The organism is Enterobacter cloacae complex sp. 397G4 (assembly GCF_050031515.1).
GTDB classification, from domain to species: Bacteria; Pseudomonadota; Gammaproteobacteria; order Enterobacterales; family Enterobacteriaceae; genus Enterobacter; species Enterobacter hormaechei_C.
The window spans coordinates 756,891-773,082 of record NZ_JBLGWE010000001.1 but is presented as its reverse complement, the minus strand read 5'-3'; the positions used below and the strand labels follow the sequence as shown (position 1 = coordinate 773,082).

11 protein-coding genes and 1 riboswitch are annotated in these 16,192 nt (G+C 58.7%); of the genes, 9 read left to right on the top strand and 2 right to left on the bottom strand.

Annotated features, from left to right (window positions below):
* Positions 1 to 15: 15 nt before the first annotated feature.
* Positions 16 to 116: riboswitch (TPP riboswitch) on the top strand.
* A 31-nt stretch (positions 117 to 147) separates the two neighbouring features.
* The 3 genes from thiB to thiQ are packed head-to-tail and all read left to right on the top strand — an operon-like array spanning position 148 to position 3,402.
* A complete protein-coding gene (gene thiB / locus ACQG1Y_RS03680) occupies positions 148 to 1,131 on the top strand; it encodes a thiamine ABC transporter substrate binding subunit (RefSeq protein WP_368740706.1) in 984 nt (327 codons plus the stop codon).
* On the top strand, positions 1,107 to 2,717 hold the full coding sequence (gene thiP, locus ACQG1Y_RS03675) for a thiamine/thiamine pyrophosphate ABC transporter permease ThiP (RefSeq protein ID WP_278108534.1): 1,611 nt from the start codon (positions 1,107 to 1,109) through the stop codon (positions 2,715 to 2,717). The genes thiB and thiP overlap by 25 nt, the downstream gene beginning before the upstream one ends.
* A complete protein-coding gene (gene thiQ, locus ACQG1Y_RS03670; RefSeq protein ID WP_017383795.1) occupies positions 2,701 to 3,402 on the top strand; it encodes a thiamine ABC transporter ATP-binding protein ThiQ in 702 nt (233 codons plus the stop codon). The genes thiP and thiQ overlap by 17 nt, the downstream gene beginning before the upstream one ends.
* Before the next feature lie 477 nt (positions 3,403 to 3,879).
* On the opposite strand, the gene ACQG1Y_RS03665 is transcribed toward thiQ, so the two are convergent.
* Both ACQG1Y_RS03665 and araC read right to left on the bottom strand, forming a co-directional pair.
* Complete coding sequence (locus tag ACQG1Y_RS03665) at positions 3,880 to 4,647, bottom strand: DedA family protein (RefSeq protein WP_047055966.1); 768 nt, start codon at positions 4,645 to 4,647, stop codon at positions 3,880 to 3,882.
* A gap of 118 nt (positions 4,648 to 4,765) precedes the next feature.
* A complete protein-coding gene (araC, locus tag ACQG1Y_RS03660) occupies positions 4,766 to 5,611 on the bottom strand; it encodes an arabinose operon transcriptional regulator AraC (protein ID WP_003856402.1) in 846 nt (281 codons plus the stop codon).
* Positions 5,612 to 5,948: 337 nt separating this feature from the next.
* On the opposite strand from araC, the gene araB reads away from it, so the two are divergent.
* The 6 genes from araB to rluA all read left to right on the top strand — a co-directional run bounded on the left by araB (position 5,949) and on the right by rluA (position 16,173).
* Positions 5,949 to 7,658, top strand: a complete 1,710-nt coding sequence (gene araB, locus ACQG1Y_RS03655; RefSeq protein ID WP_032670576.1) for a ribulokinase — start codon at positions 5,949 to 5,951, stop codon at positions 7,656 to 7,658.
* Positions 7,659 to 7,668: 10 nt separating this feature from the next.
* The gene (araA, locus tag ACQG1Y_RS03650) at positions 7,669 to 9,171 is read left to right on the top strand and encodes an L-arabinose isomerase (protein ID WP_015572656.1); all 1,503 of its coding nucleotides are present in this window, start codon (positions 7,669 to 7,671) and stop codon (positions 9,169 to 9,171) included.
* A gap of 86 nt (positions 9,172 to 9,257) precedes the next feature.
* Entirely contained in the window at positions 9,258 to 9,953 is a 696-nt protein-coding gene (araD, locus tag ACQG1Y_RS03645; RefSeq protein WP_023295910.1) for an L-ribulose-5-phosphate 4-epimerase, read from the top strand.
* A 156-nt stretch (positions 9,954 to 10,109) separates the two neighbouring features.
* Entirely contained in the window at positions 10,110 to 12,467 is a 2,358-nt protein-coding gene (gene polB, locus ACQG1Y_RS03640; protein WP_368740861.1) for a DNA polymerase II, read from the top strand.
* Between the two features lie 127 nt (positions 12,468 to 12,594).
* The gene (gene rapA, locus ACQG1Y_RS03635; RefSeq protein WP_015572654.1) at positions 12,595 to 15,501 is read left to right on the top strand and encodes an RNA polymerase-associated protein RapA; all 2,907 of its coding nucleotides are present in this window, start codon (positions 12,595 to 12,597) and stop codon (positions 15,499 to 15,501) included.
* Between the two features lie 12 nt (positions 15,502 to 15,513).
* Complete coding sequence (gene rluA, locus ACQG1Y_RS03630; protein ID WP_003856412.1) at positions 15,514 to 16,173, top strand: bifunctional tRNA pseudouridine(32) synthase/23S rRNA pseudouridine(746) synthase RluA; 660 nt, start codon at positions 15,514 to 15,516, stop codon at positions 16,171 to 16,173.
* The last annotated feature ends 19 nt before the right edge of the window (positions 16,174 to 16,192 follow it).

The following is a 16,192-nucleotide window of genomic DNA, read 5'->3' as shown; positions in this document are numbered from 1 at the left end:
ATCATTACAATAGCGCCGTTCTCAACGGGGTGCTGCATCACTGATGTGCGCTGAGATAATACCCGTCGAACCTGATCCGGATAACGCCGGCGAAGGGATTTGAGGCTGTCTCTCAAAATCCTTTGCCACTCAACCCTGAGGTGCAAAGTGTTAAAAAACGTTCTTCCTCTGCTGGCGCTGTTTGCGCTGCCTGTTTTTGCTAAGCCCGTTCTGACGGTCTATACCTACGACTCCTTCTCCGCCGACTGGGGCCCCGGCCCGGTGGTTAAAAAAGCCTTTGAAGCCGACTGCAACTGCGAGCTGAAATTCGTGGCGCTGGAAGATGGCGTCTCGCTGCTCAACCGTCTGCGCATGGAAGGCAAAAACAGCAAAGCCGACGTGGTGCTCGGGCTGGATAACAACCTGCTGGAAGCCGCCACCCAAACCAGACTGTTCGCCAAAAGCGGTGTGGCGTCAGATGCCGTCAACGTACCGGGCGGCTGGAAAAACGACACCTTCGTTCCCTTTGATTACGGTTACTTTGCGTTTGTCTACGATAAAAACAAGCTGAAGAATCCGCCCAAAAGCCTGAAAGAGCTGGTCGAAAGTGACCAGAAATGGCGCGTAATTTATGAAGATCCGCGTACCAGCACGCCGGGTCTGGGGCTGCTATTGTGGATGCAGAAAGTCTACGGGGATAAAACGCCGGAAGCGTGGCAGAAGCTGGCCGCGAAAACCGTTACCGTCACCAAAGGCTGGAGCGAAGCCTACGGCCTGTTCCTGAAAGGCGAAAGCGATCTGGTGCTGAGCTACACTACCTCTCCGGCCTACCACATTATCGCCGAGAAGAAGGATAACTACGCCGCCGCGAACTTTGATGAAGGGCATTATTTGCAGGTGGAAGTGGCCGCCCGCACCGCCGCGAGCAAACAGCCGGAGCTTGCCGAAAAATTCCTGAAATTTATGGTCTCCCCGGCATTCCAGAATGCTATTCCGACAGGAAACTGGATGTACCCGGTCACTGACGTTGCGCTGCCGGCAGGCTTTGAGCAGCTAAACAAGCCGCAAACCTCACTGGAATTTACGCCGCAGCAGGTTGCCGCCCAGCGCGCCGCATGGATTAGTGAATGGCAACGCGCCGTCAGCCGCTGATCCCCGGCTGGTTAGTTCCCGGGCTGCTCGCCGCCATACTGATGGTGGTCGTCAGTCTGGGTGCATTCCTTGCGCTGTGGTTTAACGCGCCAGAGAGCGATCTGCTCGCCCTCTGGCACGACAGCTATCTCTGGCACGTCATCCGTTTCTCCTTCTGGCAGGCGTTTCTCTCCGCGCTGCTGTCGACGATCCCGGCCATTTTCCTTGCACGCGCCCTCTATCGCAGACGTTTCCCCGGCAGGCTTGCCCTGCTGCGGCTGTGCGCGATGACGCTGATCCTGCCCGTGCTGGTGGCGGTGTTCGGTATTCTGAGCGTCTACGGTCGGCAGGGCTGGCTGGCATCCCTCTTCAACCTGCTTGGTCTGGAATGGACCTTCTCCCCTTACGGCCTGAAAGGCATTCTGCTGGCGCATATTTTTTTCAATATGCCGATGGCGACGCGCCTCTTTTTACAGGCGCTGGAAAACATTCCCGGGGAGCAGCGTCAGATTGCCGCCCAGCTTGGCATGCGCGGCTGGTCGTTCTTCCGCTTTGTCGAATGGCCGTGGCTGCGACGCCAGATTGCCCCGGTGGCCGCGCTAATCTTTATGCTCTGCTTCGCCAGCTTCGCGACCGTGCTTTCTCTCGGCGGCGGGCCGCAGGCCACCACCATTGAGCTGGCGATCTATCAGGCTTTAAGTTACGACTACGATCCGGGCCGCGCCGCACTGCTGGCGATGGTGCAGATGGTCTGCTGTCTGGCACTGGTGTTACTCAGCCAGCGGCTAAGCAAAGCGATCCCCACAGGCAGCAATAACTTGACAGGCTGGCGCGATCCGCAGGACAGCCTGCACAGCCGCGTCGCGGATTTTATGCTGATCGCGCTGGCCCTCCTGCTTCTGCTGCCCCCGCTGCTGGCCGTTATCGTTGATGGCCTGAATCGCAATGTGTTGTCGGTACTGCAACAGCCTGTCCTGTGGCAGGCGACGTGGACCTCATTGCGCATCGCGCTGGCAGCCGGGCTGCTGTGCGTGATCCTGACCATGATGCTGCTCTGGAGCAGCCGCGAGCTGTACGCGCGTCATGCCCGTAAAGCCGGACACGCGCTGGAACTGACGGGTATGCTGATCCTGGCGATGCCGGGCATTGTGCTGGCGACCGGATTCTTTTTACTGTTCAACAGCACCATCGGCCTGCCGGAAAGCGCCGACGGCATCGTCATTTTTACCAACGCACTGATGGCCATCCCTTACGCGCTCAAGGTGCTGGAAAACCCGATGCGCGACGTCAACAGCCGCTACAGTTTGCTGTGTCAGTCGCTGGGCATGCAGGGCTGGCAGCGTCTGAAGGTGGTCGAACTGCGCGCGCTAAAGCGTCCGCTGGCCCAGGCGCTGGCGTTTGCCTGCGTGCTGTCGATTGGCGATTTTGGCGTTGTGGCCCTCTTCGGCAACGAGGATTTCCGCACGCTGCCGTTCTGGCTTTATCAGCAAATTGGCTCCTATCGTAGCCAGGACGGTGCCGTCACGGCGCTGCTCCTGTTACTGCTGTGCTTTGCGTTATTTACCGTTATCGAAAAACTTCCGGGGCGTGATGTTAAAACTGACTGATGTAACCTGGCTTTATGAGCACCTGCCAATGCGTTTTACCCTCTCCGTTCGTCAGGGAGAGCGAATCGCAGTACTTGGCCCCAGCGGGGCCGGAAAAAGTACCCTGCTCAATCTGATTGCCGGTTTTTTGCAGCCTGCCAGCGGGTCGATCGTCATTGATAATGGCGAGTATACCTACGCTCCGCCGGCTAAGCGCCCGGTGTCGATGCTGTTCCAGGAAAACAATCTGTTCAATCATCTTACGGTGTGGCAGAACATCGCGCTGGGTATGGATCCGGGGTTAAAACTCAGTGTTGCGCAGCGTCAGACGCTGGAGGCGATCGCCGAACAAATGGGCCTGGCTGCGTTTATCAACAGACTACCGGGTGAGCTTTCCGGCGGCCAGCGCCAGCGCGTGGCGCTGGCACGCTGTCTGGTGCGCAAGCAGCCGCTGCTGCTGCTCGACGAACCCTTTTCGGCGCTCGACCCGGCCCTGCGTCAGGAGATGCTCTCGCTGGTTGAGGAGGTTTGCGAGCGCGAGCAACTGACGATGCTGATGGTTTCGCATAGCATCGAAGATGCCGCACGCATCGCGCCGCGATCGGTGGTGATCGCGGAGGGACGTATTTTGTGGGATGGGGAAACAGAAGAACTTCTGAGTGGTAAGGCGGGGGCATCTTCACTTTTAGGTATTCGTGAGGTCTGATGCCCTCACCCTGGTCCTCTCCCACAGGGAGAGGGATCCCCAGTAATTTGAAAGCAAAAGCGATAACGTTGCCTTCAGAATAACTGAGGGCTTTCAGCGATGCCTTGGTCCGGCTGTAAATCGCTGAGGCGTTTCCTGTAGGCCGGGGCGAGACGCAGGGATGCGCCGAGAGGGCGGGCTTTACAGGGATGTTACCTCCGCCCGTCCCCGATAAGCCGGAAGGAATAAGCCGAAGGTACCGCGAAGCGGCGATTTTCCGCCGGAAGCCCGGGTCGCCAGGGTGGTGGCGACTGAGCCACCCTGGCACGTTCACCGGTCATGTCGTGACAGAGTAGCAAGGAACATAAAGTGAACGGAATGACCACCAGAGCCGTATGTTCCCCCTCACCCCAGCCCTCTCCCTCAAGGGAGAGGTGGCCGTCTGTGCAGGCATTATTTTGTGGGGAACCCTTAGCCCACAGGGAGAGGGAAAACACCTTAACGGCTCACCACCTTCAACAGGATCTCACCGTACACCGGCATCAGCGGGTGGCGAATCAGCGCCACCAGCGCCACGACAGCCACACCCAGCGTCAGCGGGGCCAGCCAGAGCAGGCGCGTGCGCGGAAGATAGCGCGTCAGGCGATCAACACTGGCTTTCGCGCTGCGCCACAGGCGCCAGCAGAACCAGACCGCCAGCCACAGCAGGACCGCCGTTCCCAGCAGCAGCCACTTGAACTCGCCGCTTTGCATACCGTCAGGAATATCGATGGCCGCGCCCGCCAGGATCCCCGGCAGGAAGTAGAACGGCGGCCAGAAGACGCAGCCGATGATGTTCGGCACCACAAACTTCGCGACGGGCAGATCCAGCATCCCGGCCACCATCGGCACCAGCGGGCGCGTTGGGCCAACAAAGCGCCCCACGAGGATGGTGAACATGCTGTGCTGGTGCAGCGCGTGCTCGGTTTTATCCAGCAGCGCTTTGTTTTTTTTCATGAACGACCAGCGGTGCAGCGGCTTCTTAAAGCGCCAGCCCAGCCAGAAGGAGATCCAGTCCCCCAGCAAACAACCGATGATACCGGCCATCCACGCCTGCCAGAAATTGACCTCGCCGCTGCCGATAAGCGCCCCAAGCCCTGCCATCATCACGGTGCCGGGCAGGATCAGCCCGACCAGCGCCAGCGACTCCAGAAACGCCACCAGCGCCACGGCGATGAGCGAATACATAACGGACTGGGTAATAAAATGTTCCAGCAATGCCTGCATAACTATTCCGGTCAGAAAACGAATCAGCGATTCTGCTTAGCGCCCTGCACCGCGTCAAGGCATCAATTGTCTGAATAGTTTACAAGATGCGCCTGAAGTTCACCTGAATGTTTACCGATTATTCACATCCCGCACGGAATTCGCTCGGGCTGGCACCGGTGCACTTCTTAAACACGCGAGAGAAATAGAGCTGATCTTCAAAGCCGACGTTACGCCCGACGGTGGCGATAGGCATTCGGGTGGTGCTGAGCAGCAGTTTCGCCTGGCTGATGCGCTGATCCTCACGCCAGCTGAGTACACTCACGCCAAGCTGCTGGCGGAACAGATGAGAGAGCCGTGACGGCGACAGACACACATGCTGGGCGACGCTGGCAATATCAAACTGGCTGTCGGCAAGGTGGTCGCTGATGTACTGGCAGGCGTCGCGGACGCGGTTGTCCAGCGGCGGATTAAGCGACTCGTTGATGGCCTCCATGCGGCGCAGCAGAACCTGTTCAAGCAGGTTGATGGCCAGCAGTTCGGCGTAGCGCCCGCCCGCCTGCCCTGCCTCAATAATCTGTGCGAACAGCTCACGGAACTGCGCCAGATGCGCCTCATCCGGGCGATATAAACCGGTATGGGCGAAAATGGCCGGCCACGAGAGCCACTCCTGCCAGTAGGCGCGCGGACGGAAATAGACCCACTGGTGATACCACTCTTTGGCATCCGGATGGCGCCCGTAGTGGTGGATCTCCCCCGGCGGGAACAGCAGCATATCACCGGGGCGGCAGATAAACTGCTGATCCCCGTTTTTGACGACCCCTTCTCCGCGTACGGTCAGGTTGAGGATATATCCCTTCATGCCAAGAGGGCGATCGACGTAAAAATCGAGATATCCCTCGGCCTCAATTGGCGTCAGCCCCGCCACCAGATGGGCGTTAAATGAGTAGCCCGGCAGTAAGGGATCGTTTTGCGGTTCGGCCATAGATTCAGTTCTCCCAAGGGTCCTGAAGGAAACCAATTGTCCATATCGATAAAAGCAGTATAAAAATGGCCCGCGAAAAGATCCAAAAAGCATCACGCCTCTTTTACGTCCGCCATGTTTCAGCCTTTCCCCCTGATTTGTCCGCCAGTACGGGCAGATAAGCAGTAACAAAAGTGTCTATAAGTGCGGCAGAAATGTCCACATAGAATATTTGCACGGCGTCACACTTTGCGTGGCTACAGCAATTTAGTCCATAAGATTAGCGGATCCTGCCTGACGATTTTTGTCCCCAGTCTCTAATGTTCTTCCATACCTGTTTTTTGGATGGAGCAACACCATGGCAATTGCAATTGGCCTCGATTTTGGCAGCGACTCAGTTCGCGCGCTGGCAGTGGACTGTACGACTGGCCTGGAGATAGCAACCAGCGTTGAGTGGTATCCGCGCTGGCAAGAGGGGCGCTACTGCGATGCGCCGAACAACCAGTTCCGCCACCACCCGCGTGATTACATTGAATCAATGGAAGCGGCGATCAAAACCGTGCTGGCGGAGTTGACGGACGCCCAGCGGGCCGATGTCGTGGGGATTGGCGTCGACAGCACCGGCTCAACGCCTGCTCCTGTCGATGCCGAAGGCCGCGTACTGGCGCTGCGACCGGAGTTTGCCGACAACCCGAACGCCATGTTTGTGCTGTGGAAAGACCATACCGCCGTGGAAGAGGCGGAAGCCATCACCCGCTTATGCCATCAGCCGGGCAAAACTGACTACTCACGGTATATCGGCGGAATTTACTCCAGCGAGTGGTTCTGGGCCAAGATCCTGCACGTTACCCGCGCGGACGCGTCGGTCGCACAGGCAGCGGCATCATGGATTGAGCTATGCGACTGGGTTCCCGCCCTGCTCTCCGGCACCACTCGCCCGCAGGATATCCGCCGCGGCCGTTGCAGCGCCGGGCATAAATCGCTGTGGCATGAAAGCTGGGGGGGGCTGCCTCCGGCAGCGTTCTTCGATGAACTCGATCCGATCATCAACAAAAACCTGACATACCCGCTGTTTACCGACACCTTCACCGCCGATATTCCGGTCGGCACGCTCTGCGAAGAGTGGGCGAAACGCCTCGGTCTGCCGCAAAACGTGACCATTTCCGGCGGCGCGTTCGACTGCCATATGGGTGCCGTGGGCGCGGGTGCGCAGCCCAACACGCTGGTGAAAGTTATCGGCACCTCCACCTGTGACATTCTGACGGCAGATAAAGCCAGCGTCGGCGACCGCGCGGTGAAAGGCATTTGCGGTCAGGTTGACGGCAGCGTGGTACCCGATTTTATCGGCCTCGAAGCGGGTCAGTCCGCCTTCGGCGATATCTACGCCTGGTTTGGCCGTGTGCTCGGCTGGCCGCTGGATCAGCTGGCTGCCGCGCGTCCTGAACTGAAAACGCAGATTGCCGACAGCAAAAAACAGCTCCTGCCGCAGCTCACCGAAGCCTGGGCAAAAAATCCGTCTCTCGACCACCTGCCGGTGGTGCTGGACTGGTTCAACGGGCGTCGTACGCCGTTTGCCAACCAGCGTCTGAAAGGGGTGATTACCGATCTCAACCTCGCGACCGACGCGCCCGCGCTGTTTGGCGGCCTGATCGCCGCCACCGCATTCGGCGCGCGCGCCATTATGGAGTGCTTCACCGGGCAGGGCATTGACGTGAACAACGTGATGGCGCTGGGCGGCATCGCCCGTAAAAACCCGGTGATTATGCAGGCCTGCTGCGACGTGCTGAACCGGCCGCTGCAAATTGTGGCCTCCGATCAGTGCTGTGCGCTGGGCGCGGCGATTTTCGCTGCCGTGGCCGCAGGCGTACATGCGGATATCCCGACCGCGCAACAGCATATGGCGAGCGCCGTCGAAAGTACGCTCCAGCCGCAGACTCAGCAGGCACAACGCTTTGAACAGCTTTATCAGCGCTACCAGCAATGGGCAAAAAGCGCCGAACTTCACTATCTCCCTGTCGCCGCCCCGGCCAAAAGCACCGCGGATACTACGGCAACCCTGACACATTAAGGACACGATAATGACCATTTTTAATAATTATGAAGTGTGGTTTGTGATTGGCAGCCAGCATTTGTACGGACCGGAAGCGTTGCAGCAGGTGACGAAACACGCGGAGCACGTTGTGAATGCGCTGAACGCGGAAGCCAAACTGCCGTGCAAACTGGTGCTGAAGCCGCTGGGTACCACCCCGGACGAAATCACCAACATTTGCCGCGATGCCAATTACGATGACAAATGCGCTGGCCTGGTGGTGTGGCTGCACACCTTCTCGCCAGCCAAAATGTGGATCAACGGCCTGGCTATCCTCAACAAACCGCTGCTGCAATTCCACACGCAGTTCAACGCCTCCCTGCCGTGGGACAGCATCGACATGGACTTCATGAACCTGAACCAGACCGCGCACGGCGGCCGCGAGTTCGGCTTCATTGGCGCGCGCATGCGTCAACAGCATGCCGTGGTGACCGGGCACTGGCAGGACGGTCAGGCACAAAAACGCATTGGCTCCTGGATGCGTCAGGCGGTATCTAAGCAGGATACCCGCCACCTGAAAGTGGTGCGTTTCGGCGACAACATGCGCGAAGTGGCGGTCACCGACGGTGATAAAGTGGCCGCGCAGATTAAATTTGGCTTCTCCGTCAACACCTGGGCGGTGGGCGACCTGGTGCAGGTGGTGAATGACATCAGCGATGGCGACGTTAACGCGCTGGTGGACGAGTACGAAAGCAGCTATCGCCTGACGCCTGCGGCACAGGTCAACGGTGACAAGCGCCAGAACGTGCTGGATGCCGCACGTATTGAGCTGGGCATGAAGCGTTTTCTGGAACAGGGCGGCTTCCATGCCTTCACCACCACCTTTGAAGATCTCCACGGCCTGAAACAGCTCCCGGGTCTGGCGGTACAACGTCTGATGCAGCAGGGCTACGGCTTTGCGGGCGAAGGCGACTGGAAAACTGCCGCTCTGCTTCGCATCATGAAGGTGATGTCGACCGGTCTACAGGGCGGCACCTCTTTTATGGAGGACTACACCTACCACTTCGAGAACGGCAACGATCTGGTGCTCGGCTCGCACATGCTGGAAGTGTGTCCATCCATCGCGGTTGAAGAGAAACCGATCCTCGACGTGCAGTACCTCGGCATTGGCGGCAAAGCGGATCCGGCCCGTCTGATCTTCAACACCCGTACCGGCCCGGCCATTAACGCCAGCCTGATTGACCTCGGCGATCGTTTCCGCCTGCTGGTGAACTGCGTCGATGCGGTTGAAACCCCGCATTCTCTGCCGAAGCTGCCGGTCGCCAACGCTTTATGGAAAGCGCAGCCTGACCTGCCAACCGCCTCGGAAGCCTGGATCCTGGCCGGCGGCGCGCACCACACCGTATTCAGCCACGCGCTTGACCTGAACGATATGCGTCAGTTTGCCGAGCTGCACGACATCGAACTGACCGTGATTGATAACGACACCCGTCTGCCAGCCTTTAAAGACGCGCTGCGCTGGAACGAAGTCTATTACGGTTCAAAACGCTAAGTACGGAGTGCCCGGTGGAACTTCGTTTACCGGGCCTACGGTTCTGTAGGCCGGATAAGCGCAGCGCCATCCGGCAGGAGACGACAATGTTAGAAGATCTCAAACGTCAGGTACTCGAAGCCAACCTGGCGCTGCCAAAACATAACCTCGTAACCCTGACATGGGGCAACGTCAGCGCCGTTGACCGGGAAAAAGGGGTGTTCGTGATCAAGCCTTCCGGCGTGGATTACACGGTAATGACCGCAGAAGACATGGTGGTGGTCAGCATCGAAACGGGTGAAGTGGTTGAAGGCAATAAAAAGCCCTCCTCCGATACGCCCACTCATCGCCTGCTGTATCAGGCCTTCCCGACCATCGGCGGGATTGTGCATACCCATTCGCGTCACGCGACCATCTGGGCGCAGGCGGGCCAGCCTATTCCGGCCACCGGCACCACCCACGCGGACTACTTTTACGGCACCATTCCCTGCACGCGTCTGATGACCGATGCGGAGATCGGCGGTGAGTACGAATGGGAAACGGGGAACGTGATTGTCGAAACCTTCGAAAAACAGGGAATCGACGCGGCGCAAATGCCCGGCGTGCTGGTGCACTCCCACGGCCCGTTTGCCTGGGGTAAAAACGCGGAGGACGCGGTGCACAACGCGATCGTGCTGGAGGAAGTCGCCTATATGGGGATCTTCTGCCGCCAGCTGGCACCGCAGCTGCCGGATATGCAGCAAACCCTGCTGGATAAGCATTACCTGCGTAAGCACGGTGCGAAAGCCTACTACGGGCAGTAAACCCTTGCCCGGTGACGCTGCGCTTACCGGGCCTGCGGAACCTGTAGGCCGGATAAGCGCAGCGCCATCCGGCGGAACGGGCACTGTATAAAACCCCAGCAAACACCCCTCAACCAGGCTATAATCAGACCTGGTTTTGTTTTATGGGATAACGGCGTGACGCAGGCGCAAGAAGGCTTTTTACTGACCAGACACTGGCGGGATACCCCTCAGGGTACTGAGGTTGAATTCTGGCTGGCAACGGACAACGGCCCGCTAAACGTTACGCTCCCGCCGCAGGAGTCCGTGGCCTTTATTCCTGAAGCTCACGTCGAGAAAGTGAAGCAACTGCTGCACAGTGAAAACAACTGGCGCCTTACGCCGCTCCAGCTGAAAGATTTCCACCGCCAGCCGGTTTACGGCCTTTATTGCCGCGCTCATCGCCAGTTAATGCGCTATGAAAAAATGCTCCGTGAAGCAGGCGTGACGCTTTACGAGGCCGACATTCGCCCGCCTGAACGCTTTCTGATGGAGCGGTTTATCACCGCCCCCGTCTGGGTAGATGGCACCGCGCAAAACGGCAGGATCGTTAACGCGCGCCTGAAGCCTAATCCGCACTATCGCCCGCCGCTAAAGTGGGTGTCGCTGGATATTGAAACCACCCGCCATGGCGAACTGTACTGCATTGGCCTGGAAGGCTGTGGGCAGCGGGTTGTCTATATGCTCGGGCCGCCGAACGGCGATGCGTCCGCGCTGGATTTTAATCTGGAGTACGTCAACAGCCGCCCGCAACTGCTGGAGAAGCTTAACCAGTGGTTTGCCGAGCACGATCCGGATGTTCTGATCGGCTGGAACGTAGTGCAGTTTGACCTGCGCGTGCTGCAAAAACATGCCGAGCGTTACCGTATCCCGCTGATTCTGGGGCGCGGCAACAGCGAGCTGGAGTGGCGTGAGCACGGTTTTAAGAACGGCGTATTCTTTGCACAGGCCAATGGTCGCCTGATTATCGACGGCATCGAGGCGCTGAAATCCGCCTTCTGGAACTTCTCTTCCTTCTCGCTGGAAGCGGTCGCCCAGGAACTGCTCGGCGAAGGTAAATCCATCGACAATCCCTGGGACCGAATGGACGAGATCGACCGGCGCTTTAACGAGGATAAACCGGCGCTCGCTACCTATAACCTGAAAGATTGCGAGCTGGTGACGCAGATCTTCCACAAAACCGAGCTCATGCCGTTCCTGCTGGAACGCGCAACGGTGAACGGTCTCGCGGTCGACAGGCACGGCGGCTCGGTAGCGGCCTTCAGCCACCTCTATTTCCCGCGGATGCACCGGGCGGGCTATGTCGCCCCTAATCTCGGCGACGTGCCGCCGCAGGCCAGCCCAGGCGGTTACGTGATGGATTCACGGCCCGGACTGTATGACTCGGTGCTGGTGCTGGATTATAAAAGCCTGTACCCGTCAATTATCCGCACGTTTCTGATTGATCCGGTGGGGCTGGTGGAGGGGATGGCCCAGCCAGACGATGCGCACAGCACCGAAGGGTTTCTTGGAGCTCGCTTCTCGCGGGAAAAACACTGCCTGCCCGAAATTGTGGGAAACATCTGGCACGGCCGCGACGAGGCGAAACGCCACGGCAACAAGCCGCTTTCACAGGCGCTTAAAATCATTATGAACGCCTTTTACGGCGTGCTGGGTACCAGCGCCTGCCGCTTCTTTGATCCCCGTCTGGCGTCGTCCATCACCATGCGCGGGCACGACATTATGCGCCAGACCAAAGCGCTGATTGAATCCCGGGGCTATGACGTGATTTATGGCGATACCGACTCCACCTTTGTCTGGCTGAAAGCGGCCCATTCAGAGGACGCCGCCGCGCAAATCGGCAAAGAACTGGTCGTCTACGTGAACGACTGGTGGCGCGAAAATTTGCAAAAAGAGCGGTTAACCAGCGCGTTAGAGCTGGAGTTTGAAACCCATTTTGCCCGCTTTTTAATGCCGACCATTCGCGGAACCGACCAGGGCAGCAAGAAGCGCTACGCCGGGCTGATTCAGGAAGGTGACACGCAGCGGATGGTGTTTAAAGGGCTGGAGACGGTGCGCACCGACTGGACGCCGCTGGCACAGCAGTTCCAGCAGACGCTCTACCTGCGGGTGTTTCGCAACGAGCCCTATCAGGACTACGTGCGCGACACCATCGCCAGCCTGATGGCGGGTGAACTGGATGACCAGCTGGTGTATCGCAAGCGCCTGCGCCGCCCGCTGGCCGAATATCAACGTAACGTTCCTCCCCACGTACGCGCCGCGCGGCTGGCGGATGAAGAGAATGTTCGGCGGGGCCGTGCGCCGCAGTATCAGAACCGGGGTACGATCAAATACGTCTGGACAACTAACGGCCCGGAACCCGTTGATTACCAGCAGTCTCCGCTCGATTACGATCACTACCTGACCCGCCAGCTTCAGCCGGTTGCGGAGGGAATTTTACCGTTCATCAATGACGACTTTGCTACACTAGTGACAGGACAACTTGGGCTATTTTGACGCGTGACGAAACCGTTGCCATCCAGTACCATAGCGCCCTTTCCATTCCCGGACCCATTTTTCGATGACCGTCTTTTTTGACGGGGTCGAACTATTGCCTGCAATTAAAGATTAGAGCCGAACAACTATGCCTTTTACACTTGGTCAACGCTGGATCAGCGATACAGAAAGCGAACTTGGATTAGGAACCGTCGTTGCCGTCGATGCGCGCATGGTTACCCTCCTTTTCCCTGCTACCGGTGAAAACCGCCTGTACGCTCGCAATGACTCCCCTGTTACCCGCGTAATGTTCAATCCGGGCGACACCGTGACCAGCCACGAAGGCTGGCAGCTGAAGGTTGAAGACGTAAAAGAAGAGAATGGACTGCTCGCCTACATTGGAACGCGTCTTGATACCGACGAGACGAATGTTATCCTGCGTGAAGTGCTGCTCGACAGCAAACTGGTTTTCAGCAAGCCGCAGGACCGTCTGTTTGCCGGGCAAATCGACCGAATGGATCGCTTCTCCCTGCGCTACCGCGCGCGTAAGTTCCAGAGTGAACAGTACCGCATGCCGTGGAGCGGCCTGCGCGGTCAGCGTACCAGCCTTATTCCCCATCAGCTGAATATCGCCCATGACGTGGGCCGTCGCCATGCGCCTCGCGTGCTGCTGGCTGACGAAGTGGGCCTGGGTAAAACCATCGAAGCAGGCATGATCCTGCACCAGCAGCTGCTCTCTGGCGCTGCCGAGCGCGTGCTGATTGTGGTGCCGGAAACGCTGCAACACCAGTGGCTGGTCGAGATGCTGCGCCGCTTTAACCTGCGCTTCTCCCTGTTCGACGACGAGCGCTATGCCGAAGCCCAGCACGACGCGGACAACCCGTTTGAAACCGAACAGCTGGTGATCTGCTCCCTGGACTTCGTACGCCGCAGCAAGCAGCGCCTGGAGCACCTGTGCGACGCAGAATGGGATCTGATGGTCGTCGACGAAGCGCACCACCTCGTCTGGAGCGAAGATGCGCCAAGCCGTGAATACATGGCGATTGAGCAGCTTGCCGAGCGCGTACCGGGCGTTCTGCTTCTGACCGCCACCCCGGAGCAGCTGGGTCTTGAGAGCCACTTCGCCCGTCTGCGCCTGCTCGATCCGAACCGATTCCACGATTTTGAGCAGTTTGTTGAAGAGCAGAAAAACTACCGTCCGGTGGCGGACGCCGTCGCGCTGCTGCTGGCCGGTAATCGTCTCTCTAATGATGAACTTAACACCCTCAGCGATCTGATCGGCGAGCAGGATATTGAGCCGCTGCTTCAGGCCGCGAACAGCGACAGCGATAATGCGGGATCTGCGCGTAAAGAGCTGATCGACATGCTGATGGACCGTCACGGCACCAGCCGCGTGCTGTTCCGCAACACCCGTAACGGCGTGAAAGGCTTCCCGAAACGCGAGCTGCACACCATCAAACTGCCGCTGCCGACCCAGTACCAGACGGCGATTAAAGTCTCCGGCATTATGGGCACCCGTAAATCAGCGGAAGATCGCGCGCGCGATATGCTCTACCCGGAGCAAATTTATCAGGAATTTGAAGGCGACACCGGCACCTGGTGGAACTTCGATCCGCGCGTGGAGTGGTTAATGGGTTATCTGACCGCGCACCGTTCCCGGAAGGTGCTGGTGATCTGCGCCAAGGCAGCCACCGCCCTGCAACTTGAACAAGTGCTGCGCGAGCGCGAAGGTATTCGCGCCGCCGTGTTCCATGAAGGCATGTCTATTATCGAGCGCGACCGCGCTGCGGCGTGGTTTAGTGAAGAGGACAGCGGCGCGCAGGTTCTGCTGTGCTCCGAAATCGGTTCTGAAGGCCGTAACTTCCAGTTCGCCAGCAATCTGGTGATGTTCGATCTGCCGTTTAACCCGGATCTGCTGGAGCAGCGTATCGGCCGTCTGGATCGTATCGGTCAGGCGCACGATATTCAGATCCACGTTCCGTATCTGGAGAAAACCGCCCAGTCCGTTCTGGTTCGCTGGTACCACGAAGGCCTGGATGCGTTTGAACATACCTGCCCGACGGGCCGCACCATTTATGACCAGGTGCATAGCGATCTGATCGGTTACCTCGCGGCGCCGGAAAACACCGAGGGCTTTGATGAGCTGATCAAATCCTGTCGAGAGAAGCACGACGCGTTGAAAGCTCAGCTGGAGCAGGGTCGCGATCGCCTGCTGGAGATCCACTCCAACGGCGGTGAAAAAGCGCAGCAGCTGGCCGAAAGTATCGAAGAACAGGACGATGACACCAGCCTGATCAGCTTCTCCATGAACCTGTTCGACATCGTCGGCATTAACCAGGACGATCGCGGCGAGAATATGATCGTGCTGACCCCGTCCGATCATATGCTGGTGCCGGATTTCCCGGGCCTGCCGGAAGACGGCTGCACCATCACCTTTGAGCGTGATGTGGCGCTTTCCCGCGAAGATGCACAGTTCATCACCTGGGAGCACCCGCTGATCCGCAACGGTCTGGATCTGATCCTCTCCGGCGATACCGGCAGCAGCACCATCTCCCTGTTGAAGAACAAAGCCTTGCCTGTGGGCACGCTGCTGGTGGAGCTGATCTACGTTGTGGAAGCGCAGGCGCCGAAACAGCTTCAGCTTAACCGCTTCCTGCCGCCAACTCCGGTGCGTCTGCTGCTGGATAAAAACGGTACGAACCTGGCCGGCCAGGTGGAGTTTGAAAGCTTCAACCGTCAGCTGAGCGCGGTGAACCGCCATACCGGCAGTAAGCTGGTGAATGCGGTGCAGCAGGACGTGCATGCCATTCTGCAACTGGGTGAAGCCCAGGCCGAAAAAGCGGCCAGAGTGCTGATCGATGCGGCGCGTAGCGAAGCCGATGAGAAGCTTTCTGCCGAGCTGTCGCGTCTGGAAGCGTTGAAAGCAGTGAACCCTAACATTCGTGACGATGAGCTGGCCGCCATTGAGAGCAACCGCCAGCAGGTGCTGGAAAGCCTGAATCAGGCGGGATGGCGTCTCGACGCCCTGCGTCTTATCGTTGTGACGCATCAGTAAGCGGAGCGCAAGATGGTAATGGAGCCCTACAATCCCCCGATGGATCCGTGGCTGGTCATTCTGTATCAGGACGAGCACATTATGGTGGTTAACAAGCCGAGCGGCTTGTTATCCGTGCCCGGGCGTCTGGAAGAGCATAAAGACAGCGTGATGACGCGTATCCAGCGTGATTATCCCCAGGCCGAGTCGGTCCATCGTCTGGATATGGCGACCAGCGGCGTGATTGTGGTGGCTCTGAATAAAGCGGCAGAACGCGAGCTGAAGCGTCAGTTCCGCGAGCGCGAGCCGAAGAAACAGTATGTCGCGCGCGTCTGGGGCCATCCGGCGCAGGCGGAAGGGCTGGTGGATTTACCGCTGATTTGCGACTGGCCGAACCGGCCAAAGCAGAAGGTGTGTTACGAAACCGGCAAGGCCGCGCAAACCGAGTATGAAGTGCTGGAGTACGCGCCGGATAACACCGCGCGCGTCCTGCTGAAGCCGATTACCGGGCGCTCCCACCAGCTGCGTGTGCATATGCTTGCGATGGGTCACCCCATTCTGGGGGACAGATTCTATGCGCCGCCGGAAGCGCTGGCGTTAGCGCCGCGCCTGCAACTGCATGCGCAGACGCTCACCATCACCCACCCTGCTTTCGGCAACGCCATGACGTTCAAAGCCCCGGTGGACTTCTGAAAAAATGGCCCGGCACTGT

Bases quoted from the DNA above. Each gene is read 5' to 3' on its own strand.
- thiP (WP_278108534.1), top strand. From the start codon at position 1,107: ATGGCAACGCGCCGTCAGCCGCTGATCCCCGGCTGGTTAGTTCCCGGG.
- thiQ (WP_017383795.1), top strand. From the start codon at position 2,701: ATGTTAAAACTGACTGATGTAACCTGGCTTTATGAGCACCTGCCAATG.
- ACQG1Y_RS03665 (WP_047055966.1), bottom strand. From the start codon at position 4,647: ATGCAGGCATTGCTGGAACATTTTATTACCCAGTCCGTTATGTATTCG.
- araC (WP_003856402.1), bottom strand. From the start codon at position 5,611: ATGGCCGAACCGCAAAACGATCCCTTACTGCCGGGCTACTCATTTAAC.
- araB (WP_032670576.1), top strand. From the start codon at position 5,949: ATGGCAATTGCAATTGGCCTCGATTTTGGCAGCGACTCAGTTCGCGCG.
- araA (WP_015572656.1), top strand. From the start codon at position 7,669: ATGACCATTTTTAATAATTATGAAGTGTGGTTTGTGATTGGCAGCCAG.
- araD (WP_023295910.1), top strand. From the start codon at position 9,258: ATGTTAGAAGATCTCAAACGTCAGGTACTCGAAGCCAACCTGGCGCTG.
- rapA (WP_015572654.1), top strand. From the start codon at position 12,595: ATGCCTTTTACACTTGGTCAACGCTGGATCAGCGATACAGAAAGCGAA.
- rluA (WP_003856412.1), top strand. From the start codon at position 15,514: ATGGTAATGGAGCCCTACAATCCCCCGATGGATCCGTGGCTGGTCATT.